The organism is Pengzhenrongella sicca, assembly GCF_017569225.1.
GTDB classification, from domain to species: Bacteria; Actinomycetota; Actinomycetes; order Actinomycetales; family Cellulomonadaceae; genus Pengzhenrongella; species Pengzhenrongella sicca.
In genome coordinates, this window is record NZ_CP071868.1 from 548248 (window position 1) to 575004 (window position 26757).

21 protein-coding genes are annotated in these 26757 nt (G+C 73.5%); 11 read left to right on the plus strand and 10 right to left on the minus strand.

Translation table 11 applies throughout. The features are described 5' to 3' along the window. Positions 1-22 precede the first annotated feature (22 nt). Together J4E96_RS02530 and J4E96_RS02535 are read right to left on the minus strand one after the other, a co-directional pair. A complete protein-coding gene (locus tag J4E96_RS02530; RefSeq protein ID WP_227424231.1) occupies positions 23-460 on the minus strand; it encodes a PTS sugar transporter subunit IIA in 438 nt (145 codons plus the stop codon). Then, entirely contained in the window at positions 457-2049 is a 1593-nt protein-coding gene (locus tag J4E96_RS02535; protein ID WP_227424232.1) for a PTS mannitol transporter subunit IICB, read from the minus strand. Before J4E96_RS02535 ends, J4E96_RS02530 begins: the two co-directional genes overlap by 4 nt. Before the next feature lie 512 nt (positions 2050-2561). On the opposite strand from J4E96_RS02535, the gene J4E96_RS02540 reads away from it, so the two are divergent. The 4 genes from J4E96_RS02540 (at position 2562) to J4E96_RS02555 (ending at position 6937) form a co-directional block, all read left to right on the plus strand. Next, the gene (locus J4E96_RS02540; RefSeq protein ID WP_227424233.1) at positions 2562-3602 is read left to right on the plus strand and encodes a zinc-dependent dehydrogenase; all 1041 of its coding nucleotides are present in this window, start codon (positions 2562-2564) and stop codon (positions 3600-3602) included. A 190-nt stretch (positions 3603-3792) separates the two neighbouring features. Next, a complete protein-coding gene (locus tag J4E96_RS02545; RefSeq protein WP_227424234.1) occupies positions 3793-4242 on the plus strand; it encodes a PTS sugar transporter subunit IIA in 450 nt (149 codons plus the stop codon). 74 nt (positions 4243-4316) lie between these two features. Next, on the plus strand, positions 4317-5966 hold the full coding sequence (locus J4E96_RS02550) for a succinic semialdehyde dehydrogenase (protein WP_227424235.1): 1650 nt from the start codon (positions 4317-4319) through the stop codon (positions 5964-5966). Then, complete coding sequence (locus tag J4E96_RS02555; protein WP_227424236.1) at positions 5963-6937, plus strand: alpha/beta hydrolase; 975 nt, start codon at positions 5963-5965, stop codon at positions 6935-6937. Before J4E96_RS02550 ends, J4E96_RS02555 begins: the two co-directional genes overlap by 4 nt. 239 nt (positions 6938-7176) lie before the next feature. Here the strand turns inward: J4E96_RS02555 and J4E96_RS02560 are convergent, their stop codons facing one another. From J4E96_RS02560 to J4E96_RS02570, 3 genes are read right to left on the minus strand one after another with little or no spacing between them, the layout of a single operon-like run. Beyond that, complete coding sequence (locus tag J4E96_RS02560; RefSeq protein WP_227424237.1) at positions 7177-8370, minus strand: acetate/propionate family kinase; 1194 nt, start codon at positions 8368-8370, stop codon at positions 7177-7179. Continuing rightward, positions 8367-10505, minus strand: a complete 2139-nt coding sequence (gene pta, locus J4E96_RS02565) for a phosphate acetyltransferase (RefSeq protein ID WP_227424238.1) — start codon at positions 10503-10505, stop codon at positions 8367-8369. Before pta ends, J4E96_RS02560 begins: the two co-directional genes overlap by 4 nt. Beyond that, positions 10502-13003: a phosphoketolase family protein gene (locus J4E96_RS02570; RefSeq protein ID WP_227424239.1), complete on the minus strand. Its 2502-nt coding sequence runs from the start codon at positions 13001-13003 to the stop codon at positions 10502-10504. The genes pta and J4E96_RS02570 overlap by 4 nt, the downstream gene beginning before the upstream one ends. A gap of 223 nt (positions 13004-13226) precedes the next feature. Here J4E96_RS02570 and J4E96_RS02575 point away from each other — a divergent pair, with 223 nt between their 5' ends. After that, a complete protein-coding gene (locus tag J4E96_RS02575) occupies positions 13227-14060 on the plus strand; it encodes an SURF1 family protein (protein WP_227424240.1) in 834 nt (277 codons plus the stop codon). Here the strand turns inward: J4E96_RS02575 and arfB are convergent. Genes arfB through J4E96_RS02590 form a run of 3 tightly spaced genes read right to left on the minus strand, consistent with a single transcriptional unit; the run spans position 14026 to position 18027 of the window. Beyond that, the gene (gene arfB, locus J4E96_RS02580) at positions 14026-14454 is read right to left on the minus strand and encodes an alternative ribosome rescue aminoacyl-tRNA hydrolase ArfB (protein ID WP_227425640.1); all 429 of its coding nucleotides are present in this window, start codon (positions 14452-14454) and stop codon (positions 14026-14028) included. The genes J4E96_RS02575 and arfB overlap by 35 nt on opposite strands. A 2-nt stretch (positions 14455-14456) precedes the next feature. Continuing rightward, entirely contained in the window at positions 14457-16190 is a 1734-nt protein-coding gene (locus tag J4E96_RS02585) for an ABC transporter ATP-binding protein (RefSeq protein WP_227424241.1), read from the minus strand. After that, complete coding sequence (locus J4E96_RS02590) at positions 16171-18027, minus strand: ABC transporter transmembrane domain-containing protein (RefSeq protein WP_227424242.1); 1857 nt, start codon at positions 18025-18027, stop codon at positions 16171-16173. Before J4E96_RS02590 ends, J4E96_RS02585 begins: the two co-directional genes overlap by 20 nt. 122 nt (positions 18028-18149) lie before the next feature. Between J4E96_RS02590 and J4E96_RS02595 the strand changes: the two genes are divergently transcribed. From J4E96_RS02595 to J4E96_RS02615, 5 genes are all read left to right on the plus strand, one after another. Further along, the gene (locus J4E96_RS02595; protein ID WP_227424243.1) at positions 18150-18509 is read left to right on the plus strand and encodes a DUF3817 domain-containing protein; all 360 of its coding nucleotides are present in this window, start codon (positions 18150-18152) and stop codon (positions 18507-18509) included. Next, positions 18506-20113, plus strand: coding sequence for a glutamine-hydrolyzing GMP synthase (gene guaA / locus J4E96_RS02600; protein WP_227424244.1), 1608 nt, complete (start codon positions 18506-18508; stop codon positions 20111-20113). The genes J4E96_RS02595 and guaA overlap by 4 nt, the downstream gene beginning before the upstream one ends. A gap of 5 nt (positions 20114-20118) precedes the next feature. Continuing rightward, the gene (locus J4E96_RS02605) at positions 20119-21045 is read left to right on the plus strand and encodes a Ppx/GppA phosphatase family protein (protein WP_227424245.1); all 927 of its coding nucleotides are present in this window, start codon (positions 20119-20121) and stop codon (positions 21043-21045) included. Between the two features lie 43 nt (positions 21046-21088). Continuing rightward, a complete protein-coding gene (locus J4E96_RS02610) occupies positions 21089-22234 on the plus strand; it encodes a glycosyltransferase family 4 protein (protein ID WP_227424246.1) in 1146 nt (381 codons plus the stop codon). Between the two features lie 171 nt (positions 22235-22405). After that, on the plus strand, positions 22406-22981 hold the full coding sequence (locus J4E96_RS02615; protein WP_227424247.1) for an aromatic ring-opening dioxygenase LigA: 576 nt from the start codon (positions 22406-22408) through the stop codon (positions 22979-22981). Positions 22982-23064: 83 nt separating this feature from the next. On the opposite strand, the gene J4E96_RS02620 is transcribed toward J4E96_RS02615, so the two are convergent. After that, the gene (locus tag J4E96_RS02620) at positions 23065-23640 is read right to left on the minus strand and encodes a hypothetical protein (RefSeq protein ID WP_227424248.1); all 576 of its coding nucleotides are present in this window, start codon (positions 23638-23640) and stop codon (positions 23065-23067) included. Then, positions 23637-25289, minus strand: a complete 1653-nt coding sequence (locus tag J4E96_RS20140) for a PspC domain-containing protein (protein ID WP_264466179.1) — start codon at positions 25287-25289, stop codon at positions 23637-23639. The genes J4E96_RS02620 and J4E96_RS20140 overlap by 4 nt, the downstream gene beginning before the upstream one ends. Positions 25290-25424: 135 nt before the next feature. Between J4E96_RS20140 and J4E96_RS02640 the strand changes: the two genes are divergently transcribed. Continuing rightward, positions 25425-26744, plus strand: a complete 1320-nt coding sequence (locus tag J4E96_RS02640) for an ATP-binding protein (protein WP_227424250.1) — start codon at positions 25425-25427, stop codon at positions 26742-26744. Positions 26745-26757: the final 13 nt, after the last annotated feature.

Here is a 26757-nt window from a genome sequence, read left to right on the forward strand (position 1 = left end):
CCGGCCGCGCCTGTGTCGTGCGCTACTCCTCGTTGACCGCGGCGAGGACCTCGTAGATCTCGTCCTGCGTGGTCGCCTCGAGCATCTTCTTCGCCTCGTCCGAGTCGGAGAAGATCACCGCGATCTTCGACAGGATGCTCAGGTGCTCGTTGTTGACGCCGGCGATCCCGACGACGATGCGCACCTCGTGCCCGTTCCAGTCGATCGGGTCCTCGTACCGCACGAGCGAAACCGCCGACCGGACGATGGACTCCTTGGACTCGTTCGTGCCGTGCGGGATGGCCAGGAAGCTGCCCATGTACGTCGAGAACGAGCGCTCGCGCTCGAGCATCGCCTCGACGTAGGAGGACGTGACGGCGCCCGCGGCCAGCAGCAGGTTGCCCGCCTCGACGATCGCATCGTCCCGGGTCCTGGCGCGGCCTGCAGCCAGGATGAGGTCCTTGGACAGGATCTCGGTCATGCGGTGCCTCCCTGCTCGTGGCTCGCGACGACACGCTCGACGACCGTGTCGTAGACGGGCGAGTTCATGAAGTTGTCGACCGACAGGTGCTCCGACGTCGGGGCCTGGCGTCGCGCCCGGTCCGTCAGCTCACGCTGGCTGATCACGATGTCCGCGTCGTCATGCAGGTTGGCGACCGCGAGGTTGACGACGGTCACGTCAGTGACGCCCGCCTTCTTGAGCTTCGACCGCAGGACGCTGGCGCCCATCGCGCTCGAGCCCATGCCCGCGTCGCACGCGAAGACGATCGAGTGGATCGGGCGGCTGAGCACGGCGGTCGCGGTCGTCGCCGCGCCGGCCGTGGCCGGCGCGAGGCGGCCGAGGGCGTCGCTCTTCTTGCCCTTGTTGGCCTCGGTCTGGGCGATCGCCTCAGCGAGGCCGCCGTCCGCACCGGCCGCGAGGTCCCGAGAGCGAGATGCGCGCAGGATGACGCCGCAGATGAGGAACGAGACGACTCCCGAGAGCACCACGGAGAGAATGACGCCGAAGTAGCTGCTGCGCTCGGTCTGCGCGAGCACGGCGATGATGCTGCCGGGAGAGGCGGGCGCCACCAGGCCGCTGCCGAACAGCTGGTTGGTCGCGACCCCGGTCGCTCCACCCGCGATGAGGCCGACGATGAGCGCCGGCTTCATGAGCACGAACGGGAAGTACACCTCGTGGATCCCGCCGAAGAACTGGATGATCGCCGCGCCGGGCGCGGACGCCTTGGAAGCGCCGATCCCGAAGAACGTGTACGCGAGCAGCAGGCCGAGCCCGGGGCCGGGGTTCGCTTCGACCAGGAACAGCAGCGACCGGCCGGAGTCGATGGTCTGCTGGATGCCGAGCGGGACGAGGACGCCGTTGCCGATGGCGTTGTTGAGGAACAGCACCTTCGCCGGTTCGACGATGATGCTCATCAAGGGCAGCAGGTTCGCGTCGGCGAGCGACTGCACGCCGTTGCCGAGGATCTCGCTGAACTTGGTGACGACCGGGGCGATGCCGAAGAACGCGCCGATGGCCAGGCCCATGCCGACGATCCCCGCCGAGTACATGTTGACGAGCATCTCGAACCCGGGCCGGATCTTGCCGTCCCAGATGGAGTCGACCTTCTTCATCAGCCACGCAGCGAGCGGGCCGACGATCATCGCGCCGAGGAACATGGGTACGGTGCTGCCCACGACGACGCCCATGCACGCGATCGAGGCGACGACGCCGCCGCGCTCGCCGTAGACCATCCGGCCGCCCTGGTTGGCGATCAGCAGCGGCAGCAGGTAGGTGATCATCGGGCCGACGAGGCCGAGGTACTGCGGGAACGTCGTGCCGTCTTCGGCGGTCGCGAGCGCCGTGGCGGCGCCCTGCCAGCCGATGAGGTCGGCGTTGCCGAACCCGCCGAGGATGCCGTTGGGCGTCCAGCCGGCGGAGATGAAGAGGGAGGTGATCAGGCCCCAGGCGACGAACGCCGGGAGGTTCGGCATGATCATGCCGGTGAGAAATGCCCCGAAACGCTGCACGTGCACTTGAGCAGTCTTCCGTCCCGTCTGGACCGGAGGATCAGCCGCAACTGTGGTCATGGTTCGCACTCTTTCTCTTCGGCCGTCGACGCTGACTTGTCCGATCGGGTTCTCGGTGCCTGGTGTCGGTGCTGACACGTGAGGCGCCGGAACGACTGCGTTGTCCTGCTGACTGACTCCGTTGTCTGACCCGGTCGCGTTGCCCTATCAAAATGTTGCAACGTCTTTGTATAGTTCCGTTTCTGTGAGCCGTCAAGCCCTAGGCGGGCAATCGGGCATGATGCCAGATCGCGATCCCTTCTGCGACACCCCCGTTGCTATGTCTGGGCGGCCCCGTTTACATCCGATCATGTCCGAATATGTTGACTTGGCGACTGCCGCGTGTAAACTCGATGCGCAGGGTGCACAGAAGCAAGCCCGATCCGGACGATGGAGTCAACGTGCGCGCACTGGACCATCCAGGTGACTCGAGCACGTCGAACCCCGAGCGTGCAAGCCCTTGACGCGCTGAACTCCACCGCGCTCCCGCGGCCACCGACGGCCGCGCCCGGACCACCCAACGAAGGAGAGTCATGAGAGTCGCACGGTTCCACGCCCCCGGAGACATTCGCCTCGAGGATGCACCCGAGCCTTCGCCCGGCGCCGGTGACGTCAAGATTCGCGTCCGCGCCTGCTCCGCCTGCGGCACGGACGTCAAGATCTCGAAGTTCGGCCACCAGAACATCACCCCGCCGCGCGTCATGGGCCACGAGATCGCCGGCGAGGTCGTCGAGGTCGGCGCCGACGTCACCGGGTGGGCCGCGGGCGACCGCGTCCAGGTCATCGCGGCGATCCCGTGCGGCAAGTGCGCGGACTGTCTCGCCGGGCACATGACGATCTGCCCCAACCAGGTCTCGATGGGCTACCAGTTCGACGGCGGCTTCGCCGAGTTCATGATCGTCCCCAAGGTCGTGCTCGACGTCGACGGCCTGAACCGGATCCCCGAGGGCGTCAGCTACGCCGAGGCCTCCGTCGCCGAGCCGCTGGCGTGCGCGATCAACGCGCAGGAGCTCGTCCGGGTGGAGCCCGGCAACGACGTCGTCGTCATCGGCTCCGGCCCCATCGGCTGCCTGCACGTGCAGGTCGCCCGGTCGCACGGCGCGGGCCGCGTCTTCCTGGTCGAGCTCAGCCGCGAACGCCTCGACATGGCCGCGGCCATCGTCAAGCCCGACGCCGCGATCTGCGCCGCCGAAGAGGACCCGATCGAGGCCGTCCTGAAGCTCACGAACGGTCGCGGGGCCGACGTCATCATTACCGCGGCCGCCTCCGGCAAGGCCCAGGAGCAGGCGCTGCAGATGGTCGCCCGCGAGGGTCGGATCAGCTTCTTCGGCGGGCTGCCCAAGGACAACTCGGTCATCGCGCTCGACTCGAATCTCGTGCACTACCGCGAGCTCATGATCATCGGCGCGAACGGCTCCAGCCCGGAGCACAACAAGCGCGCGCTCGCCAAGATCGCCGACGGCAGCGTGCCGGTCAAGGACCTCATCACGCACCTCCTGCCGCTCGATCAGGTGCTCGAGGGCATCGGCATCGTCTCGCGCGGCGAGGCCATCAAGGTCACGATCGAGCCGTAGTCCAGCTCGGCCCGCGTCCGTCGCAGCGCCCGCACCCCTGGTCCCAGCGACCGGCGGGTGCGGGCGCTGCGTCGTGTGGGGGTCCACACTGGGGGTCACAGTGACGATGCGTGGAGGAACCCCGTGACCAGCGACGCAACAGCGACGGCGCCCACCCCGGCGCGACCGACGGCAGCGGCGGTGGGCAGCGATGCCCGTTGACCCGGCGAGCCTGCTCACGCGCGACCTGATCCGGCTCGACGAGCACGCGGACGATCGGGTCCAGGCCGTGCGGATGTGCGGGCAGGCGCTCGTCGACGCCGGCGCGGTCGAGCCGTCGTACGTCGCCTCGATGCTCGAGCGCGAGGCGTCGTTCTCGACCTACCTCGGCGACGGCTTCGCCATCCCGCACGGGATGTTCGCCGGCAAGGACGCCGTGCATCGCGACGCGCTGTGCGTGCTGCGATTCCCCGCGGGCGTCGACTGGGGCTCGGGCACGGTGACGGTCTGCATCGGCATCGCCGCCGCGGGCGACGGGCACGTCGAGATCCTCGCCGAGCTCGCCCGGATCCTGCTGGACCCGGTCCGGGCCGAGGCGCTGCGCACCGCGCAGGCGCCCGAGGCGATCCTCAGCCTGCTCGTGGCCGACAGCGCCGGGTGAACCCGCCGGCCTGAGCCACACGCTGCCGGCCCTGAGCCACGCGCTGCCGGCCCGACCGTCGTAGCCTGGCCGACATGACGTCCGACCCGCGCCACCCGCAGCTGATCGACCCGGAGACCGACCCGCGCGCGACCTACGTGCTCGAACCCGACGACGTGCGCGTGCTGCTCGACAAGATCGTCGTCTCGCCCGGGGCCCGGACCGAGATGACGTTTGCGCCGTTCACCGGCGGCCCGCTCGCCGCCGTCCCGCTCTCGACCCCCGACGACGTCGCCCGCGCGGCCCGGCTGGCGCGCGCCGCCCAGCGCACCTGGGCGGCGCGCCCCGTCGCCGAGCGGGCGGCCGTGCTGCTGCGGCTGCACGACCTGGTGCTGACGCAGCAGTCCGACATCCTCGACCTGCTCCAGCTCGAGTCGGGCAAGTCCCGCGTCGACGCGTTCGCCGAGGTCGCCGACATCGCGCTCGTCGCGCGCTACTTCGGCCGCCGCGCGGGCGCGCTGCTCGCCGACCGGGGCGTCGGGGGCCTCGTGCCGGTCCTCACGCAGGTGCGGGTGCGTCGGCACCCCGTCGGCGTCGTCGGCGTCATCTCGCCGTGGAACTACCCGCTCGCGCTGTCGCTGGGCGACGTGCTGCCCGCGCTCGTGGCCGGGAACGCGGTGCTGCTCAAGCCCGACACCCAGACGGCGCTCACGGCGCTGTGGGGCGTCGAGCAGCTCGAGGCCGCGGGCCTGCCCGCGGGGCTCGTCCAGGTCGTGGTGGGCGACGGCGAGTCGATCGGCGGCGCGGTCGTGGACGCCGTCGACCACGTCTGCTTCACCGGCTCGACGGCGACGGGCCGGATCGTGGGGGCGCAGGCCGGGCGGCGCCTGGTCGGCGCGAGCCTCGAGCTCGGCGGCAAGAACCCGCTCTACGTCGCCGACGACGTCGACGTCGAGGTGGCCGCCGAGGGCGCCGTCCGCGCGTGCTTCGCGAGCGCCGGGCAGCTGTGCGTGTCGATCGAGCGCGTGTACGTGCACGAGGCGGTCGCGGACGCGTTCGTCGTCGCGTTCGTGCGCCGGGTGCGCCAGCTCGTGCTGGGCGCGGGGCTCGACTACCAGGCCGACGTCGGCTCCCTCACCACCGCGGCGCACCTGGCGAAGGTCACCGCGCACGTCGAAGACGCCGTCGCCCGCGGCGCGACCGTCCTGACCGGCGGGACCGCGCGGGGCGACCTCGGCCCCCTGTTCTTCGAGCCGACCGTGCTCACGGACGTCCCGGCCGACGCGCTGGCGTTCCGCGAGGAGACGTTCGGGCCGGTCGTCGCGGTGTACCCGGTCGCGTCCGACGACGAGGCGGTCGCCGCCATGAACGACACCGAGTTCGGGCTGACGGCGAGCGTCTGGACCCGCGACGTCCGCCGCGGGCGGGCCATCGCGGCCCGCATCGAGGCGGGGTCCGTCAACGTGAACGAGGGGTTCGCGGCGTCCTGGGGCTCGGTCGCCGCGCCGCAGGGCGGCTGGAAGGCGTCCGGGCTCGGGGCCAGGCACTCCGCGACGGGCCTCGCGCACGTGACGCGTGAGCAGACCGTCGCGGTGCAGCGCGGCGCGCACGGGCTGCGCGGCCCCGGCGGGACGCCGGTGCTGCCCGGCATCGGCCTGGGCCGGATGTACGCGCTGCCCGCCGAGCAGTGGACGCGCGCGTTCACGGGTGCGCTCCGGCTGCTCAAGGCGGTCGGTCGGGCGTGACCGACACGACGACCGACACGCTCGGCTCGCGCGACGCGGCCGCGGCCGTGCGCGGGGCGGTGAGCTACCGGGGCCTGACGTACGCCCAGGTGTCCGGGTTCCGGCCGCTCCTGCTGGACGTGCACGTCCCGGCCGGCGGTCCGGCCGGCAGCTCCGGTCCGGCCGGCAGCTCCGGTCTAACCGGCAGCTCTGGTCTCGCCGGCAGCTCCGGTCCAGCCGGACCGGCCGGCCCGGTGCCCTGCGTCGTGTGGGTGCACGGCGGCGGGTGGGAGAGCGGGGACCGGCGCTTCACGCCCGAGACCTGGCCGGCGGGGCTGCTGTTCGAGTCGCTGATCGCGGCCGGCCTCGCCGTCGCGACCGTGGACTACCGCCTCTCGGGCGAGGCGCTGTTCCCGGCGGCGCTGCACGACGTGAAGTCCGCCGTGCGCTTCCTGCGCGCCCACGCCGGCGAGCTTGGCCTCGACCCGGCGCGGTTCGGGGTGTGCGGCGAGAGCGCCGGCGGGCACCTCGCGGCGATGATCGCCCTCACTGGCGACGACGGCGCGTACGAGGGCTCGGTGGGCCTGCTAGGTCCCAGCACGGTCGTGCAGGCGGCGGCCGTGCTCTACGGCGTCACGGACTTCTCCGCCGAGATCGCGAGCCGCAACCTGCCGCCCGGGCTCGTCCCGGACGAGCCGGAGTCACGGTTCCTCGGCGCGACGCCCGAGCAGGCGCCCGCCCTCGCGGCCGCCGCGTCCCCGGTGAGCCACGCGACGGCGTCGGCGCCCCCGGTCCTGCTCATCAGCGGCGACGCGGACACGCTCGTGCCGCTCGACCAGAGCGAGCGCCTGCGGGACGCGCTGCTCGCGGCCGGGGCGCGCGACGTCGTCCTCGAGGTCGTGCCCGGCGCCGACCACTGCTTCGTGGGCGTCGACCCGGCCGGGCCGCTGGGCACGGTCGTCGAGTTCCTGAGGGGCCGCCTGCACCCCTGACCCGACCCGCTGCCGGGCGCGAGCTGCCGGGCGCCCGAGTGTGGAGGATCTGCTGGTGTGGGGCGGTTGGAGGGGACCGTCTGCCCACACGAGCGGGCGCAACGACCGATTGCCCACTCGCGTGGGGTTCGGGGACCGACCGAGCCTCGGTGCGGCAGGCCCGGACGCAGCGCGACCCCCGGTACGCCGCGAGGGCGCGCCGGGGGTCGGCTGGTCGGGCGGGTGCCCCGCCGTGACAGCTACGCGCCGACGAGCGCGACCGCCTGGCGGGCGATCTCGAGCTCCTCGTTCGTCGGGATCACGAAGACCGTGACCTCCGAGCCGTCGGTCGAGATGACCCGGGGCTCGGGGGAGCGGACCTTGTTGCGGGCCGGGTCGATCTCGATGCCGAGGCGCCCGAGGCCGGCGAGCGAGTTCAGGCGAACCGCGTCGTCGTTCTCGCCGATGCCGGCCGTGAAGGCGATGGCGTCGACGTGCCCGAGCTGGGCGTAGTAGTTGCCCACGTAGCCCTTGATCCGGTGGTAGTAGACCTCGCTGGCCGTGATGGCGTTGACGTCGCCGGCGGCCACCGCGTCCTCGATGTCGCGCATGTCCGAGAACCCGGACATGCCGAGCATGCCGGACTCGCGGTTCAGCATGACGTCGAGGTCGTCGAGGCTCATGCCCGCGACGCGGCCCAGGTGGATGAGCATCGCCGGGTCGAGGTCGCCCGAGCGGGTGCCCATGACGAGGCCCTCGAGCGGCGTGAGCCCCATCGAGGTCTCGACGCAGACGCCGCCGCGCACCGCCGACGCCGAGGCGCCGTTGCCGAGGTGCAGCACGATGACGTTGACCTCGCTCGGGTCCTTGCCGAGCAGCTCCGCCGTCGTGCGGGAGACGAACTGGTGCGACGTGCCGTGGTAGCCGTAGCGGCGGATGGAGTGCTTGCGCGCGAGCTCGCGGTCGATCGCATACGTGTACGCGGCGGGCGGCAGCGTCGAGTGGAACGACGTGTCGAACACCGCGATGTGCGGCACGTCCGGGAACGCGGCGCGGGCGGCGCGGATCCCGGAGAGGTTCGCGGGGTTGTGCAGCGGGGCGAGCGCGGACCACTCCTCGATCGCGGCCTCGACGCTGTCGTCGACCACGGCCGGGCCGGTGAACCGGGTGCCGCCCTGCACCACGCGGTGCCCGACCGCCGTGAGGGTGACCTCACGCAGGTCGGGGCCGTGCGTCGCGAACAGGTCGAGGATCGTGGCGATGCCCGCCTCGTGGTTCGGCACCGGCTGCTCGAGCTTCGTGCGGCCGTCCGGGCCGTCGTGCTTGACGCTGCTGAGCGCCTGGCCGATGCGCTCGATGATGCCGCCGGCGACGGCCTCGCCCGAGACGGCGTCGGTGAGCTGGTACTTGATCGAGGAGGACCCCGCGTTGATGACGAGAACGAGCGAGCTCATACGGTCTGCTCCTGAGGGGTCGTGGCCTGGGCCTGCGCCTGCGCGCGAAGCGCCTGGGCCTGGATCGCGGTGAACGCGACGGTGTTGACAATGTCTCCGACGAGGGCGCCGCGCGAGAGGTCGTTGACCGGCTTGCGCAGCCCCTGCAGGATCGGTCCGATCGCGACGGCGCCCGACGAGCGCTGCACGGCCTTGTAGGTGTTGTTCCCGGTGTTGAGGTCCGGGAAGATGAACACCGTGGCGCGCCCGGCGACGAGCGAGTCGGGCATCTTCGCCTTGGCGACAGCCGCGTCGACCGCGGCGTCGTACTGGATGGGGCCCTCGATGATGAGGTCGGGGCGGCGGGCGCGCACGAGCTCGGTCGCGGCCCGGACCTTGTCGACGTCGGCCCCGCCGGCGGACTCGCCGGTCGAGTAGGACAGCATCGCGATGCGCGGCTCGATGCCGAACTGGGTGGCCGTCGCGGCCGAGGTGATCGCGATGTCCGCGAGCTGCTCGGCGGTCGGGTCGATGTTGACGGCGCAGTCCCCGTAGACCAGCACGCGGTCGGCGAGGCACATGAGGAAGACGCCGGAGACGACGGAGACGCCCGGGATCGTCTTGATGATCTCGAACGACGGCTTGATGGTGTGCGCGGTGGTGTGCATCGCGCCCGAGACCATGCCGTCGGCCAGGCCGAGGCCGACCATCATCGTGCCGAAGTACGAGACCGACGAGACGATCTCGCGGGCCCGCTCGACGGTCATGCCCTTGTGCGCGCGCAGCACGGTGTACTCCTGCGCGAAGCGCTCGAGCAGCTCGCCCGCGCGCGGGTCGACGATCGTGGCGTCGTCGAGGTCGAGGCCGAGCTCGGTGGCGCGAGTCCGGATTGAGGCCTCGTCGCCGAGGAGGGTCAGGTCGGCGACCTGGCGCTCGAGCAGGGTGCTCGCGGCCCGCAGGATGCGGTCGTCCGCCCCCTCGGGGAGCACGATGTGCCGGCGGTCCGAGCGCGCCTGGTCGAGCAGGTTGTACTCGAACATGAGCGGGGTGATGACCTCCGCGCGGGGAACGTCGAGTGCCGCGAGCAGCGCCGCACCGTCGATGTGCTGCTCTGTCAGGGCCAGCGCCATGTCCATCTTGCGCTGCGAGTCGGCCGTCAGGCGCCCGCTGGTCTGCGCGGCCGCGCTGGCCGTGCGGAACGTGCCGAGGTCGGTGCGGATGATCGGCAGCCGCTGGCCGAGGCTCTCGACCAGGCGCGCCACGGGCGCCGGCGGGTAGTAGCCGCCGTTGAGGATGATCGCCGCGAGCGACGGGAAGCCGGCCGCGGCGTGCGCGGTGAGCAGGCCGAGCAGGATGTCGTAGCGGTCACCGGGGGTGATCACGACGGCGCCGTCCGAGAGCCGGTCGAGCAGGTGCTCGAACGACATCGCGCCGACCTGCACGTCGAGCGCCTCGCGGCTGAGCAGGCCCTCGTCGCCGATCGCGAGCTTGCCCTCGACGGCCTCCATGAGGGCGCGAACCGTCGGGGCGCTGAGGAACGGCTCCTCGGGGACGGCCCAGACCGGCGCGGGGCCGGTCAGCGCGGCCAGCACGGAGGACAGGTCGGTCGCCGTACAGCGGTTCGCGACGATCCCGATGACCTGCGCGTGGTTCGCGCGCAGCTCGCCGATCGCGAGGCCGGTCACCTGGCGCACCTCCTCGGGGGTGCGGTCCTTGCCGCTGACGACGAGCAGCACCGGGGCGCCGAGGTTCGCGGCGATCCGGGCGTTGTAGTACAGCTCGGTGGGGCCGGCGACGTCCGTGTAGTCCGTGCCGACGACGACGACGACGTCGCAGCGCCGCGCGACCTCGTGGTACTTCTCGACGATCTCGGACAGCGCGCCCTCGAGGTCGTCGTGGACCTGCTCGTAGGTCACCCCGACGCACAGCTCGTAGGGGACGTCGACGCCGTCGTGCGCGAGCAGCAGCTCGAGCACGTAGTCGCGCTCGCCGCCCGCGGGGGAGATCGGGCGGAAGATGCCGACGCGCTGCGCGCGGCGGGTCAGGAGGTCGACGACGCCGAGGGCCACCGTCGACTTCCCGGTGCCGCCCTCGGGCGAGGTGATGTAGATGCTGCGGGTGACCGCGGCCTCGGTCTGCTGTGCGGACTCAGTCATTCGTTGTCTCCTCCTGTGGAAATCACCGAGGAGCCCTGCGGGCCACCGATCTCGGTCGCCGTGTCCCCGGCGTCGGGCCAGACCCAGTTCGCGATCGACGGCATGTCTTCGCCGTGCGTCCGGGTGTACTGGCGTGCTTCGAGCCGTGCGTCAGCCATCTGCTGGCGCAGGCCTGCTGCCCGGGATCCGAGGCTCGGAACCCGGTCGATCACATCCATCACGAGGTGGAAGCGGTCGAGGTCGTTGAGCATGACCATGTCGAACGGTGTCGTGGTCGTGCCCTCCTCCTTGTACCCGCGCACGTGGATGTTGGAGTGGCCCGCGCGCCGGTAGGTCAGGCGGTGGATGAGCCACGGGTAGCCGTGGTAGGCGAAGACGACGGGCCGGTCCGTGGTGAACAGGGCGTCGAAGTCGCGGTCGGAGAGGCCGTGCGGGTGCTCGCGCTCGTCCTGCAGGCGCATCAGGTCGAGCACGTTGACGACGCGCACCGTCAGGTCGGGCAGGTGCTGGCGCAGCAGGTCCGCGGCGGCGAGGATCTCGAGCGTCGGGACGTCCCCCGCGCAGCCGAGCACGACGTCGGGCTGCTCGCCCGGGCGCTCGTTGCCTGCCCACTCCCAGATGCCGAGCCCGCGCGCGCAGTGCGCGACGGCCTGGTCCATCGTGAGGAAGTTCGGCGCGGGCTGCTTGCCGGCGACGACGACGTTGACGTAGTCGCGGCTGCGCAGGCAGTGGTCGTACGTCGACAGCAGCGTGTTCGCGTCCGGCGGCAGGTACACCCGGACGACCTCGGCCTTCTTGTTCACGACGTGGTCGATGAAGCCGGGGTCCTGGTGGCTGAAGCCGTTGTGGTCCTGGCGCCACACGTGGCTCGAGAGCAGGTAGTTCAGGGACGCGACCGGCCGACGCCACGGGATCTCGTGGCTGACCTTGAGCCACTTGGCGTGCTGGTTGAACATCGAGTCGATGATGTGGATGAACGCCTCGTAGCAGCTGAACATCCCGTGCCGGCCGGTCAGGAGGTAGCCCTCGAGCCACCCCTGGCACTGGTGCTCCGAGAGCATCTCCATCACGCGGCCCGCGCGGGCGAGGTGCTCGCCCTCGTCGGTCGTCAGGTACTCGGCGTTCCACTGCTTGTCGGTGACCTCGTAGACGGCCTGCAGGCGGTTCGACGCGGTCTCGTCCGGCCCGAAGATCCGGAAGTTGTCGGGGTTGAGCTTGATGACCTCGGCGAGCCACTGGCCGAGCACCTTGGTCGCCTCGCTGATCGACCCGCCGGGGACCGGGACGTCGACGGCGAAGTCGCGGAAGTCCGGCAGGCGGAGGTCGCGCAGCAGCAGCCCGCCGTTGGTGTGCAGGTTGTCGCTCATGCGCAGGTGCCCGCGGGGCGCCGTCGCGGCGAGCTCCGGCACGAGGTGGCCGGTCTCGTCGAAGAGCTCCTCGGCCCGGTACGACTTCAGCCAGCCCTCGAGGATCTTGAGGTGCGCGTCGGTGTCGCGCGCGCTCGAGAGCGGGACCTGGTGCGAGCGCCAGGAGTTCTCGACCTGCTTGCCGTCGATGACCGGCGGGCAGGTCCAGCCCTTCGGGGTGCGCATGATGATCATCGGCCACTTCGGCCGGGACAGGTCGCCCGCGGCGGCGCGCGCCTTGATCTCGGCGATCTCGTCGAGCACGACGTCGAGCAGCTCGGCGAAGCGGCGGTGCACGGCCGCCGGGTCCTCGCCGTCGAAGCCGCCGGTGAACGCGTGCGGCGCGTGCCCGTAGCCGCGCATGAGGTCGAGGAGCTCGTCCTCGGGGATCCGGGCGAGCACGGTCGGGTTCGCGATCTTGTACCCGTTCAGGTGCAGGATCGGCAGGACGACGCCGTCCTTCGCGGGGTTGACGAACTTGTTGGAGTGCCAGCTGGTCGCCAGGGGCCCGGTCTCGGCCTCGCCGTCGCCGACGACGGCCGCGACGAGCAGGTCCGGGTTGTCGAACGCCGCGCCGTACGCGTGGGAGAGCGCGTACCCGAGCTCGCCGCCCTCGTGGATCGAGCCGGGGGTCTCCGGGGCCACGTGGCTGGGAATCCCGCCGGGGAAGGAGAACTGCTGGAAGAGCCGGTTCAGGCCCTCGTCGTCCTGGGTGATGTCGGTGTAGACCTCGGAGTACGTGCCGTCGAGGTAGGCGTTGGCGACGAGTCCGGGGCCGCCGTGGCCCGGTCCGGTGATGTACATCGTCGACAGCGAGCGCTCGACGATCGCGCGGTTCAGGTGCGCGTAGATGAAGTTGAGGCCCGGCGTCGTGCCCCAGTGGCCGACGAGGCGGGGCTTGACGTCGTCGCGCTCGAGCGGGCGGCGCAGCAGGGGGTTGTTGAGCAGGTAGATCTGTCCGATCGACAGATAGTTCGCGGCGCGCCACCAGGCGTCCACGAGGTTGAGGGTCTCGTCGGTGAGGGGGCGATCGGGGCGTGCTGCCCAGGCCGCGGGTGCGTCGACCGCCGGGCTGATCGTCTGCGTGTGCATGAGGAAGGTCTCCCATGATGCGGTGCCATCCCGCCGGGCGGACGCGCCAGCGGTCGTCTGGCCTGACGAGACGTCGTCCGGAGGGCGGTGCTTCGGGGGACCAGGGGTCCCGGCGCGGCGTGGTCGAACGGTCATCAGGTGGTGAAATCATGTCACTAGATCGACGGTGTGATCGCGCTCACGCGGATCGGCCCCGCCGCTTCGGGCCGGGTAGTTTGCTGGGGTGCCCGCGCCCGACTCGCCACCGACGACGTTGCTGCGTGCCGCGACGCGCCCCCGCCTGCTCGTGCTGCTCGTCGTGCTGCTCGCGGCGGCGGCCGTCTGCGGGCGCCTGGGGGCCTGGCAGCTCGACCGTGCGCAGAGCCGCGGCGAGCAGCTCGAGCGCCAGCAGGTCGCGGCGCGCGAGTCGGCCGCCCCGGAGCCGCTCGGCGACGTGCTCGCGCCGCAGGAGTCGTTCAACGGCGAGCTCGTCGGCCGCGCCGTCACCGTGAGCGGCACCTACGAGGCCGCCGGCCAGCTGCTCGTCGTCGACCGGGTGCTCGACGGCCGGGCCGGCTACCTCGTGCTCACGCCGTTGCGGGTCACCGGCGGCGGCGCCGCCGGCTGGACCGGCGCCGACCCGGTGCTCCCGGTCGTGCGCGGCTGGGTCGAGGACCCGGCCGACGCGGTCGACCTGCTCGAGCCGCCCGCGGGCGTCGTCACGGTGACCGGCCACCTGCAGGTGTCCGAGGGCGGCGGGCAGGGGGCGAGTGCCCCCGGCCAGACCGACGCCGTCAGCTCGGCCCAGCTCGTCAACTCGTGGGGCGGCCCGATCTACGCCGGGTACGTCGTGCTCACGGAGGCGAGCCCGGCGCAGCCCGCCGGGCTCGCGCTGCTGGGGCCGCCGACGTTGGGCACGAGCGACAGCGGCAACTACAACGTGCAGAACCTCGCGTACGCGGCCCAGTGGTGGATCTTCGGCGGGTTCGCGTTGTTCCTGTGGATCCGCATGGTCCGCGACGAGGCTGCGGGCGACCCGCCCGTCAGCCAGCCGGTGGCCGCCGCCGCCCGGCCTTGACCTGGCGGCGGCGCTGCTCGGACTCGGTCCGGCGGCGCCGCGAGTTCCGGCTCGGCCGGGTGGCCCGGCGTGGCGGGCCCGGCGGCGCGAGCGCGGCGTCGAGCAGCGCGACGAAGCGCGCGAGCGCCGCCTCGCGGTTGCGCAGCTGCGAACGCTGCTCGGATGCGGCGATCGTGAGCACGCCGCGCACGAGGCGGCCGCCGAGCCGCTCAAGCACGCGCTCGCGCAGCGCGGGCGAGAGCGCCGCGCTGCGCTCGGCGTCCCAGCTGAGCTCGACGCGCGAGTCGGTCTTGTTGACGTTCTGCCCGCCCGGGCCGCCCGCGCGCGAGAACCGCCAGGCGAGCTCGTCGTCGGGGACGACGACGCCGCCGCGCAGGTGCACCGGTCCGAACATCGTCAGTCCTGCTGCCACGAGCGCCACAGCGCCGCGTAGTCGCCGTCGGCGGCCACGAGCTCGTCGTGCGTGCCGATCTCGCTGATCCGGCCCGCCTCGACGACGGCCACGCGGTCGGCGTCGTGCGCCGTGTGCAGCCGGTGCGCGATCGCGACGACGGTCCGCCCCGCGAGGACGGCCGACAGCGAGCGCTCGAGGTGCCGGGCCGCGCGCGGGTCGAGCAGCGACGTCGCCTCGTCGAGCACCAGCGTGTGCGGGTCGAGCAGCACGAGCCGGGCGAGCGCGAGCTGCTGCGCCTGGGCGGGGGTCAGGACCGTTCCGCCCGAGCCGACGGCGGTCTCGATCCCGGCGGGCAGGGCGCGCACCCAGCCCCACGCGTCGACGGCGCGCAGCGCCCGCGCGAGGTCGGCGTCGGCCGCGTCCACCTCGGCCAGGCGCAGGTTGTCCGCGATCGTGCCGACGAACACGTGGTGCTCCTGGGTCACGAGCGCGACGTGCCCGCGCAGGTCACCCAGGGGGAGGTCGACCAGTGGCACGCCCCCGACCGTCACGGTCCCGCCGGTCGGCGGGTGGATGCCCGCGAGCATGCGCCCGAGCGTCGACTTGCCGGCGCCCGAGGGGCCCACGACCGCGAGCCGCTCCCCGACGCGCAGGTCGAGGTCGATGCCGTGCAGCACGTCGTGCCCCGGCCGGTAGGCGTACCGGATCCCGCGGCCGACGACGTGCTCGTCCGTGGGCACGGCCGAGCCGGTCGTGCGGTCCGGCGGCACAGCGGCGACGCCGATGATCCGGGCGAGCGACGACGCGCCGACCTGGATCTCGTCGAGCCAGAAGATCAGCTCGCCGATGGGGTCGATGAGCTGGACGGCGTAGAGCGTGATCGTGGTGACCGCGCCGACCGTGGCGTCGCCGGTGGTGATCAGGTAGGCGCCCCACAGGACGGTGGCGAGCACGGGCAGCAGGAAGGCGGTGTCGATCGCGGGGAACAGCCACGTGCGCAGCCGCAGGGTCGCGGACTCCGCGGCGAACGCCTCGCGCAGGTCGCCGTCCACGCGGGCACGCCGACGCGCCCCGAGCCCGAGGGCGTCGACCGTCCGGGCGCCCTCGACGGACTCCGTGATCGTGCCGTTCAGGCGCGCGTACGCCGCCGACTCCCGCAGGTACGCCGGCCCCGCGCGGTGCAGGTACCAGGTGGTCACCCCGACGAGCAGGGGCAGCCCGGTGAGCAGCGCGAGGCTCACCTGCGGCTGCGTGAGCACCGCGGCGACCCCCGTCAGGGCGATCATCGTCGTGGTCACGAGCACGCGGGGCACGCCGAACCGGACCGTGTACTGCACGCGGTCGATGTCGTTGGTCGTGCGCCCGACGAGGTCGCCCGTGCCGGCCCGCTCGACCGTGGACAGCGGCAGGCGGGTCACGGTCGTGAGGAACTCCTCGCGCAGCTCGGCGAAGACCTCCTCGCCCAGCACCATCGCGCCGCGTTGGGCGTACCGGATCGCGACCGTCTGCACGCCGACGGCGACGACGAGCACCAGCACCGTCTGGTCGATGACCGCGACGGTGGTGCCGGTCGTGACGGCGTCGATCAGCCGACCGAGCAGCCACGGGCCCGCCAGCCCGGCGGTCGCGGCGATCGTGTGCAGCGCGACGACGCCCGCGAGCGCGCCGCGGTGGCTGCGCAGCAGCCGTGCGGTGTGCGCGCGCAGGGCCGCGCCGTCAGCGACGGGTAGCTGCATGGCGATCCTCCCTGTCATCGGACGCGTGCTCGGGCGTGGGGTCGGGCGTGGGTTCGGCGCGCGAGACGACCGCGCGGTAGGCGGCCCCGTCGCGCGAGTCGGCGTCGAGGAGGCCGCGGTGGCTGCCGACGGCGCGGACCCGGCCGCCCTCGACGAGCGCGACCTCGTCGACGGCGTCAAGCACGAGTGGGCTGGTCGTCACCACGACCGTGGTGCGGCCGCGGCGGGCGGCGGCCACGCGGCGCGCGATCCTGGCCTCGGTGTGGGCGTCGACGGCGCTGGTCGGCTCGATGAGGATGAGCACGTCCGGCTCGGTGAGCAGCGCGCGGGCCAGGGCGACGCGCTGGCGCTGCCCGCCGGACAGGGACCGGCCCTGCTCCTCGATCGAGCCGGCGAGGCCGCCGGGCACGGACTCCAGCACGTCGGCGGCGTCGGCGACCGACAGCGCCGCGAGCAGCTCACGCTCGCCGGCGCGGCCGCGGACGTCGAGCTCGTCCGCGAGCGCGCCCGTGAACAGGTGCGGGGTGGACTCGGCGACCACGATGCGCGCGCGTACCTGGGCGAGGGAGAGGCCCGCGAGCGGGACGCCGCCCCAGCGGGTGTCACCGGCGGCGGGCTCGCCGAACCGGCCGAGCCGGGCGGCGATGCGCGCCGTCTCGTCCGGGTCAGCGCCCACGAGCGCGACGAGGCTGCCCGCGCGCACGGTCAGGCCGCTTGCCGGGTCGACGAGATCGGCCGGCGCGCCGTCGGCGGGCAGGGCCGGGGGCACGGCCGGACCGACCCCGGCCGGGCTGGACCCGGCCGGACCGGAGACAGCCGCGTCGGGCGCGGTCGGGTCGGCGAACGCGTCCGGGACCCGCAGCACGTTGATGATCTTGCGCGCGCCGATGTGGGCGCGGGTGGCGATCCGCATGGCCTCGGTCGCGGTCCACAGCGGCTGGGTGAGGAAGGCCGCGAAGCCGTAGAACGCGACGAGCTCGCCCGGGGTCAGGTCGCCCGAGATCGTCAGCCGCGCGCCGACCCACACGACGGCGGCGAGGAACAGCCCGGGCACGAGCGTCTGCAGCGCGTCGATGAGCGACTGCGTCTGCGCCACGCGCGCGCCGGCCCGCCGCACGGCCTGCGACTGCTCGCGGTAGCGGCCCGCGAACACGTCCTCGCCGCCGATGCCCCGCAGGATGCGCAGGCCGGAGACGGTGTCGGCGCCCAGCGTCGTGAGGCGACCCGCCGCCTCGCGCTGGGCGGCCTGGCGCCGCTGCAGCGGCCGGACCAGCAGTGCGAGCAGCGCCACGACGAGCGGGAGGCCGATCAGCACGAGCACGCCGAGCGCGCCCGAGGAGCGCATGAGGACGATGGCGATCGCGGCGTAGGCCGCGACGCCGCCGAGGAACCGGGCGGTGATCGCGTACACCTCGCCCATCCGGAGCGCGTCGGAGGCCACCGTCGCGACGACCTCGCCGGTGGGCAGCTCGGCGGTGATCGCGTCCCCGGTGCGGGTGACGTGGTGCCCGATGAGCTGGGAGCCGGCGAAGGCCGCGCGGAGCCAGTTCTGGACGTCGAGCCGGTGCCCGACGACGTTCCCCGCGACCTGTACGAGGCCGAGCGCGGCGAGCGCGGCGCAGCCGCGCAGCAGGGCCGGCGTGATCCCGTCGTCGAGCCCGCTGTCGATGATGCGTCCGATCACGTACGGCAGGAAGGCGCCCGCCACGCTCCCCACGACGCCGACGACGACCGCGGCCAGCAGGATGCCCCACTGGGCGCGCGCCTGCCACCACAGGAAGGCGAGCGGCGAGGTGAGCGGCGGCGAGCCGGGATCACCGAGGGGCAGGGAGCGCATGAGGCCCAACGGTAGGCGCCGGGGCCGACAACCGGCGACGGATTATCGCGGGGGTGGGGGATGATCGAGCCATGTCGAGCACCCCGCGCCAGGCCCCGTCGTCGCCCCCGTCGCCTCGGCCGGTGCATGAACCGGAGAAGACGCGCGCCGCCGTCGGCCGCTACCGCGTGCTGGCGTGGGTGACCGGCGTCATGCTGCTCGTCCTGTGCGTCGAGATCGTGCTGAAGTACGTCGTGCAGGTCGGGCCCGACGTGCTCGCGTGGATCGGCTGGATCCCGCAGGCGCACGGCTTCGTCTACATCGTCTACCTGGTCACGGTGCTGGACCTGTGGTCGAAGATGCGCTGGGGCTTCGGCCGGCTGACCGTCATGGTGCTCGGCGGCGTCGTGCCCGTGATGTCGTTCGTCGTCGAGCGCCGCGTGCACGCCGACGCGCAGGCCCGGCTCGGCGCGGCGCCGGGCCAACTACCCTTGACCTCGTGACGCAGCCCCCCGCAGCCCCGCTCCCCGCCGCGAGCCCCGCGGCCACGCCCCGCCCCGTCCTCGTCGTCGACTTCGGTGCGCAGTATGCGCAGCTGATCGCGCGGCGCGTGCGCGAGGCGAGCGTGTACTCCGAGATCGTGCCGCACACCGCGACCGTCGAGGCGATGCTCGCGAAGAACCCGGTCGCGATCATCCTGTCCGGCGGCCCGTCCAGCGTGTACGCCGACGGCGCACCCTCGGTCGACCCGGCGCTGTTCGACGCCGGAATCCCGGTGCTCGGCATCTGCTACGGCTTCCAGGCGATGGCCCAGGCGCTCGGCGGGACCGTCGCGCGCACCGGCAGCAGCGAGTTCGGGGGCACGGCGGTCACGATCGCCGGCGCCGGCGAGCTGCTGGCCGGCTCCCCGGCCGAGCAGTCCGTCTGGATGAGCCACGGCGACTCCGTGCAGGCCGCGCCGGCCGGCTTCGACGTGCTCGCGACGTCCTCCGGCTCGCCCGTGGCGGCGTTCGAGGACCGCACCCGCAACCTGTACGGCCTGCAGTGGCACCCCGAGGTGCGGCACTCCCCGCTCGGGCAGCGCGCGCTGGAGAACTTCCTGTACACCGGCGCGGGGCTCGCGCCCGACTGGAACCCCGGCAACGTGATCGCCGACCAGGTGGCCGCGATCCGCGCCCAGGTCGGCTCGGCGCGCGTGATCTGCGGCCTGTCCGGCGGCGTCGACTCCTCGGTCGCCGCGGCGCTCGTGCAGAAGGCCGTCGGCGACCAGCTGACCTGCGTCTTCGTCGACCATGGGCTGCTGCGCTCGGGCGAGGCGGAGCAGGTCGAGAAGGACTTCGTCGCCGCCACGGGCGTCACGCTCAAGGTCGTCGACGCGCGCGAGCGGTTCCTCGACGCGCTCGCGGGCGTGAGCGACCCCGAGACCAAGCGCAAGATCATCGGCCGCGAGTTCATCCGGGTGTTCGAGCAGGCGGCGCGCGAGGTCGTGGCCGACGCGGGCGACGCGGGCGCCGAGGTCAAGTTCCTCGTCCAGGGCACGCTGTACCCCGACGTCGTCGAGTCGGGCGGCGGCGAGGGTGCCGCGAACATCAAGAGCCACCACAACGTCGGCGGGCTGCCGGACGACCTGCAGTTCTCGCTCGTCGAGCCGCTGCGCGCGCTGTTCAAGGACGAGGTCCGCGCCGTCGGTCTCGAGCTCGGGGTGCCCGAGGCGATCGTGTGGCGCCAGCCGTTCCCCGGCCCCGGACTCGGCATCCGGATCGTCGGCGAGGTCACGGCCGAGCGCCTGGAGATCCTGCGCGCGGCGGACGCCATCGCGCGCGAGGAGCTCACTCGCGCTGGGCTGGACCGCGAGATCTGGCAGTGCCCGGTCGTGCTGCTCGGCGACGTGCGCTCGGTCGGCGTGCAGGGTGACGGGCGCACCTACGGGCACCCGATCGTGCTGCGGCCGGTCAGCTCGGAGGACGCGATGACCGCGGACTGGACCCGGCTGCCGTACGACGTGCTCGCGATCATCTCCACGCGCATCACGAACGAGGTGCGCGAGGTCAACCGCGTCGTCCTCGACGTCACGAGCAAACCGCCGGGCACCATCGAGTGGGAGTAGGCACCATGCGGCTCGGAGTGCTCGACGTCGGGTCCAACACGGTGCACCTGCTCGTGGTGGACGCCCACCCGGGCGCCCGGCCGGTGCCGAGCTCGACCCACAAGACGGTCGTGCGGATGATGCGCTTCATCGCGCCCGACGGCGCGATCACCGACGAGGGTGTCGAGCGGATCACCGGGGCGATCGCCTCGGCCGTGACCGCGGCCGCCAGCGAGGAGGTCGCGGAGCTGCTGCCGTTCGCGACGTCGGCGCTGCGGGAGGCGACCAACGGTGCGGCGGTCTTCGCCCACATCGAGCGCGAGACCGGCGTCGCGCTGCGCGTGCTCAGCGGCTACGACGAGGCGCGGCTGACGTTCCTCGCGGTGCGGCGCTGGCACGGCTGGTCGGCCGGGCGCATCCTGCTCCTCGACATCGGCGGCGGCTCCCTCGAGATCGCGTCCGGCATCGACGAGTACCCGGACCTCGCCGTCTCCGTGCCGCTCGGGGCGGGGCGCAGCACGATCGGCTTCCTGCCGGACGACCCGCCGACCTCCGACCAGGTCGAGGCCCTGCGGGCCCACGCCCGCGGCGTGCTGCGCGAGGTCGCCCCGCGCTTCGCCGCGCTGGACCGCCCCGACCACGTGGTGGGCACGAGCAAGACCTTCCGCTCGCTCGCGCGGCTCGCGGGGTCGGTGCACGACGGCGTCGGTCCCGACGACCGGGTCCGGCTGCGCCGCTCGCAGCTCGCGGACTGGGTGCCGCGGCTCGCGGCGATCCCGGCCCAGGCGCGGACGGCCCTGCCGGGGATCACGCCCGAGCGGACCGCGCAGATCGTCGGCGGCGGCATCGTCGCCGAGGAGGCGATGCGCGCGTTCTCCGTCCGCGAGCTCGAGATCTGCCCGTGGGCGCTGCGCGAGGGCCTGATCCTGCGCCGCCTGGACGACCTCGCCTGAGCCGGCGCTCCGGCCGGGCCGGAACCCGAACTACCCTGGGGTCGTGCGGATCGCCCATGTCACCGACACCTTCCTGCCCCGGACCGGGGGGATCGAGTCTCAGGTCAGCGACCTCGCCGCCCGCCAGGCCGCGCAGGGCCACGACGTGCACGTGCTCACCGCGACCCTCGGGGCCGGCGGCGAGCGCGGCGGGGTGGTCGACGTCGAGCGGGGCGTCGCGGTGCACCGCCTGGGCGCGCGGATGCCGTTCGAACTCCCGGTCAACCCGGCCGAGTCCCGCCTGATCGCCGCGACCCTGCGGGCCGTGCGGCCCGACGTCGTGCACGTGCACGCCGGGGTGCTCTCGCCGTTCGCGTTCGACGGCGCCCGGGTGGCCAGCGCCGCGCGGCTCCCGGTCGCGATCACGTGGCACTGCATGCTCGACGGCGTCATCGGCGCGCTGCGCCTCGGCGCGCGCCTGACCCGTTGGGACCGGCGCGCCGTCGCCTTCAGCGCGGTGAGCGACGTCGCGGCCGAGCGCGTCGCGAGCGTGTTCGGGGCGCACGTCGCGGTGCTCCCCAACGGCCTCGACCTGGCCGCGTGGGCCCCGGCCACGAGCCCCGCCCCGGCCGACGACGCCGCCGACCGCGCGACCGCGGGCCCGTTGCGCCTGGTCGCGACCATGCGACTGGCCCCGCGCAAGCGGGCCGTCCCGCTCGTCGACGCGGTCGCGGCGGCGGCCGCCCGGCTCGGGCCGGGCGCGCTGAGCCTCGAGATCATCGGCTCCGGCCCCGTGCTGAGCCGGGTCGAGGTGGCCATCGCGCGGCACGGCCTCGGCGACGTGGTCCGGCTCCGCGGCCGGCTCGAGCGCGCGCAGGTGCGCGTGGCCTACGCCACCGCGAACGTGTTCCTCGCGCCGGCCGAGCTCGAGTCGTTCGGGATCGCGGCGCTCGAGGCGCGCGTCGCGGGCCTGGCCGTCGTCGCGCGCAGCGGCACCGGCATCACGAGCTTCGTGCGGGACGGGACCAACGGCCTGATCGTGGACGACGACGCGGGGCTGGCCGACGCCATCGTGCGCTGTGCAACGGAGCCCGAGCTCGTCCGGTCGATGCAGGAGCACAACCGGACGGTGCTGCCCGACCTGGGGTGGGACACCGTGGCGGCCCGCGCGGCCGCCGAGTACGCGCGCGCCCAGCAGCTGCGTCGCTGACGGGCGAAGGGTCCCGGAAAGACCCCGGAGACGCGGGCACAAGGGTGACCTACGTCCCAGAGGTGCCGCCGTCATCGTTGCCACACTTACTAAGTGAACCTTCAACGAGGTTCGCTGGTCCGGTGCCGCCGGGCCCCTGCCTCTGACGGTTCCGCGAAGGGAACGCCCCTCATGTCCTCCACCACCACCAACTCCACGAACCCGATGGTCAAGCTCATCGGCCTCGTGCTGCTCGTCGCCGCGGTCGTCATGGTCGCCGCGGGCGCCACCACCTGGGCCTTCGTCACCTCGGCGCTCAAGGACGAGAACATCACGGTCTCCGCTGTGACCGAAGAGGAGCCGGGCTCGCTCGCCGGCAAGCCCGTCGCCGGTCCGTTCACGGCGTACGCCCAGGCCAACGCCATCGCGCACCACGCGCTCGCCGGCGCCGAGGGCCGCACCTACGCCGAGCTCGGCGAGGCCTCCAACGCGCTCAAGGCCGAGCTCGCCGCCGACGGCAAGTCCGAGGCTGAGATCGCCGAGGACGAGGGCGTTCTCGAGATCGCCGCCCAGCGCACCACCGCGATGAACGGCTCGTTCCTGCGCGCGTCGCTCTTCACCTCGGTCGTCTCCTACGGCGTCGCCGCCCTGGTCATGGGCCTCGGCCTCCTGTTCGGCCTGCTGGGCTTCGCCCTGCGGTCCATCTCGACGACCACGGTCGTCACGACGGCCACCCCCACCGAGCGCCCCGTCGCCTCGGCCGTCTGACCCACCTCAACGCCCGCACCCCCGGTCAGTCGACCGGGGGTGCGGTGTCTTTTTTTGTGCGCACGCTGCCTTGGGCGGTGCGATCAGTGGCCGCGTCGGCGGACGCTCGCGACGACCGAGCCGGCGAGCAGGCCGACCCCAGCGAGCGTGAGCAGCGCGATGAAGGCGAGCTCGAGGTCGAGCTCGTACCCGGCCGCCACGGCGATGACGCCAGCGCCGATCACCGCGAGCACGAGGCCCCACACGACCGTCCCGACGCGCAGGCTCGGCCGCACCCGCGACGTCGGCCCGGGCTCCGCACCGGCCGGGGTGGCGGTCGGAGTGACCGCGACCGGCGTCGCCGCGGCGGGCGTGCCCGCGGACGTCGTGGCGTCCGCCGGTGCGCCGAGCCCGAGATCGAGCTCGAGCGACCGCGTGGCGGCGGCGCCCGGCGCGGCGGCCAGGACCTCGGTCGCCGCCACGTCGTCCCGCGGGGTGACGAGCGGCTGGGTCTCGTCGAGCGGCCGGCTCGTGTCGAGCGGCTGGGTCTCGTCGAGCGGCTGAGTCTCGTCGGGCCGCGGGGTGACCAGCGGCTGGGTCTCGTCGAGTGGCTGCGGGGCGATCACGTCCGTCGGGTCGACGGGATCGGACGGCCCGGTTCGGGGCTGGTTCGTGCTCATCGGGATACCTCCACGACGCGGACAGCGCCCGCGCCAGATTCGACGTGCAGGACGATCTGTGCGTTCTCGCCCGCGGCGACCTCGTCGCTCGCGAACTCGTACTCGCGGGATCCGGAGACGCCCGAGATCTCTTGCGGGTTGTCTTCGACGTCCCACGAGATGTCGCCGGCGGCCAGCTTGACCACGGCCGAGACCGGGGTGTCGCTCGGCACCGTGATGGTGAGCTGACCCGCGCCGAGGCTGATCGGAACCTCGACGACCTGGCCGTCGGTGGCGAGCTGCGTCAGGTCGACGTTCAGGTCGCCGACCGCGGCCGCGACGCCCTCGCTGGCCTGGGCCGGCGTGCTCGGCGACCACTGCCCCTCGGGGGCGATCAGCCGGACGGTCGTGGGGTCATTGTTCCAGCTGGTGTCCCAGTCGCCCTGCGTGATCGCGGCCGCGGGGACCGCGAGCACGATGCCCGTGATCGCGAGGAAGCCGAGCGTTCCGCTCGACCGCCCGCGCAGCCCGGCGACGATGATCCCGATCCCCGCCAGGACGATGCCGATGCCGGCGGCGGTCAGCCCGACCGAGAGGTCGAGGCCCTCCGTGCGATCGGCGATGAGCAGGCCCGCGAGGGTCACGAGCGACAGCCCGACGACGGCGCCGACGGCGGCGGAGCCGGGCCCGTGCACGACCGGGCGCCGCGGCTTGGGCGGGACGGGCGGCGCGGTCGCGTACCCGGCCGGCGGGCCGGCCTGGCTGCGGGCGGGCCGACCGGCGTAGCCGGCCGCCGTCGGTCCGGCGTGCCCGGCGTAGCTGCCTGCGGGCTGGCCGGCATAGCCGCTTGCGGCGGGGCTGGCGTAGCCGCCCGCGGTGGGGCTGGCGTAGCCGCTTGCGGCTGGACCGGCGTAGCCGCGTGCCTGCGGCGGCGGCGGGGGAGTGCCCGGCGCGTGGCCGGCGTAGCCGCCGGCGGCGCGGGCCGCCGCTCCCGGCGCGGGCGGCGCCGGGTAGGTCGAGGCCTGCGGCGAGCCGGCCGGGTACTGCGGAGAGCGGGCCGGGTACGGCGGGCCGCCGGCCGGGTTGCCGCCGCCGCGGCGGGTGGCGGAGGAGATGACGAGGCCGACGACGGTGGCGATCGCGGCGAACCAGAGGAGCCCGCTGAACCAGCCGAAGCCCTGCATGCCCCAGCCGCCGAACCACCAGTCGTCGGTGCTGGTGCCCACGATGAACAGGCCGATCGCGCCGAGCAGCGCGACGTCGAACCGGCCGTGGATCGTCTCCTGCAGGTGGATGCGTCCGTCGACCTGCTCCGGCAGGAGGGCCCAGGCGAACGCGTAGAGGATGAAGCCCGCGCCGCCGCCGAAGATCGCGGTGACGATGATGATCCCGCGCACGAGCAGCGGGTCGATGCCGAAGCGCAGGGCGATGCCGCCGGCGACCCCGCCGATCCAGCGCTGCTCGGACCGGACGATGCCGATCCGGCGGATGCCGTCGAAGAAGCCGTCGCTGCCCGACCGCGTCGGGGCGCCGTAGGGAGGCTGGCCAGCGGGCGGGTAGGGCTGCTGGCCGGCGGGCGGGAACGGCGGTTGGCCGGCGGGCGGGTACGGCGGTTCCCCCGCCGCAGGGGCCGGCGGCTGATCCGCCGGAGCAGGTGTCGATGTGTCCATGACTCGATCCTTGCTGGCCGCCGATGCGGCCACCATCGGGTACCACCCTGAGCGCACCCTGAAAGATCCGGGCCCGGCCCCTGGTTGTCGGGCCGGGACACCCGGATCCGGCCCGGGACGTGTGACGATCGGTGCATGACGTGGACGACGGGCGGCGCGGAGTACCCGGTGCCGCAGCGCCCGGGCCCTACGGGGCCTCCGGCGCGCCTGCCGCTGCGCCGCCCGGTGGACGGGCGCCGGCGGGTCGCCGGCGTGTGCGCCGGGATCGCCGCCCACCTCGGGATGCCGGTCCGGGTCGTGCGCCTGCTCATGGTCGGCGCGACGTTCGCGGGCGGCGCCGGCGCGTTGCTGTACATCTTCCTGTGGGTCACCGTGCCGACGGGGGACCCGGCGGCGGCCGCCGCGCAGGACCGGCCCGCCGCGCTGACGCGGCTGGCGCCCCGGCTGCGCGAGCAGAGCCGCCCGGTGCCCGTCACCGACATCGGCATCGGGCTGATCCTGCTCGTCGGCGCGGGGCTGCTCATCGCGATCCGGCGCGGCGCCGATGTGCAGATGACCTGGGTCGTGCCAGCCCTCATCCTGCTCGCGGGCACGGCGTTGGCCTGGAGCCAGCTCGACCGCGTGCAGCGCGAGCGGTGGCTGTCCCGCGCCGGCGGGCGCACGCCCGTCAGCGTCGTCCGGCTCGTCGGCGGCGCCGTCCTGGTGGGGATCGGCGCGCTGCTCCTGGTCGGGCAGGACGCGCCCGCGGGGGCGCAGGTGCGGGCCGCCGTCGCGGCGCTGGCGGTGCTCGCCGGCGCGGTCATCGTGGCCGCGCCGTGGTGGCTGCGCCTGGCGCATGAGCTCGGCGACGAGCGCGCGGCCCGCGCGCGCGAGGCCGAGCGGGCCGACATCGCCGCGCACCTGCACGACTCGGTGCTGCAGACCCTCGCGCTCATCCGCGCGCGCGCCGACGACCCGGTCGAGGTCTCACGCATGGCCCGCGCCCAGGAGCGCGAGCTGCGCGAGTGGCTCTACGACGACCGGTCCGAGCCCGGCACATCGCTCGCCGCCGCGCTGCGCGCCGTCGTCGGCGAGGTCGAGGACGGCCGCGCGGTCGCGATCGAGACCGTCGTCGTGGGTGACCGGGTGCCGGACGCCGACACCGAGGCGCTGCTGCAGGCGACCCGCGAGGCGCTCGTCAACGCCGTCGTGCACGGCCGGCCGCCGGTCTCGCTGTACCTCGAGGTCGCCCCCGACGCCGTCGACGTCTTCGTCCGGGACCGCGGCGACGGGTTCGACCTCGACGCCGTGCCGCTCGACCGCTTCGGCGTGCGGGAGTCCATCATGGGACGCGTGCGTCGCCGCGGCGGGTCCGCGACCGTGACGTCGCGACCCGAGCGGGGCACCGAGGTGCACCTGCGGGTCCCGGTGCGGCCGACCGACGAGCACGCGCGCGAGACAACCGCAACCAGATGAGGAACGCGAGCAC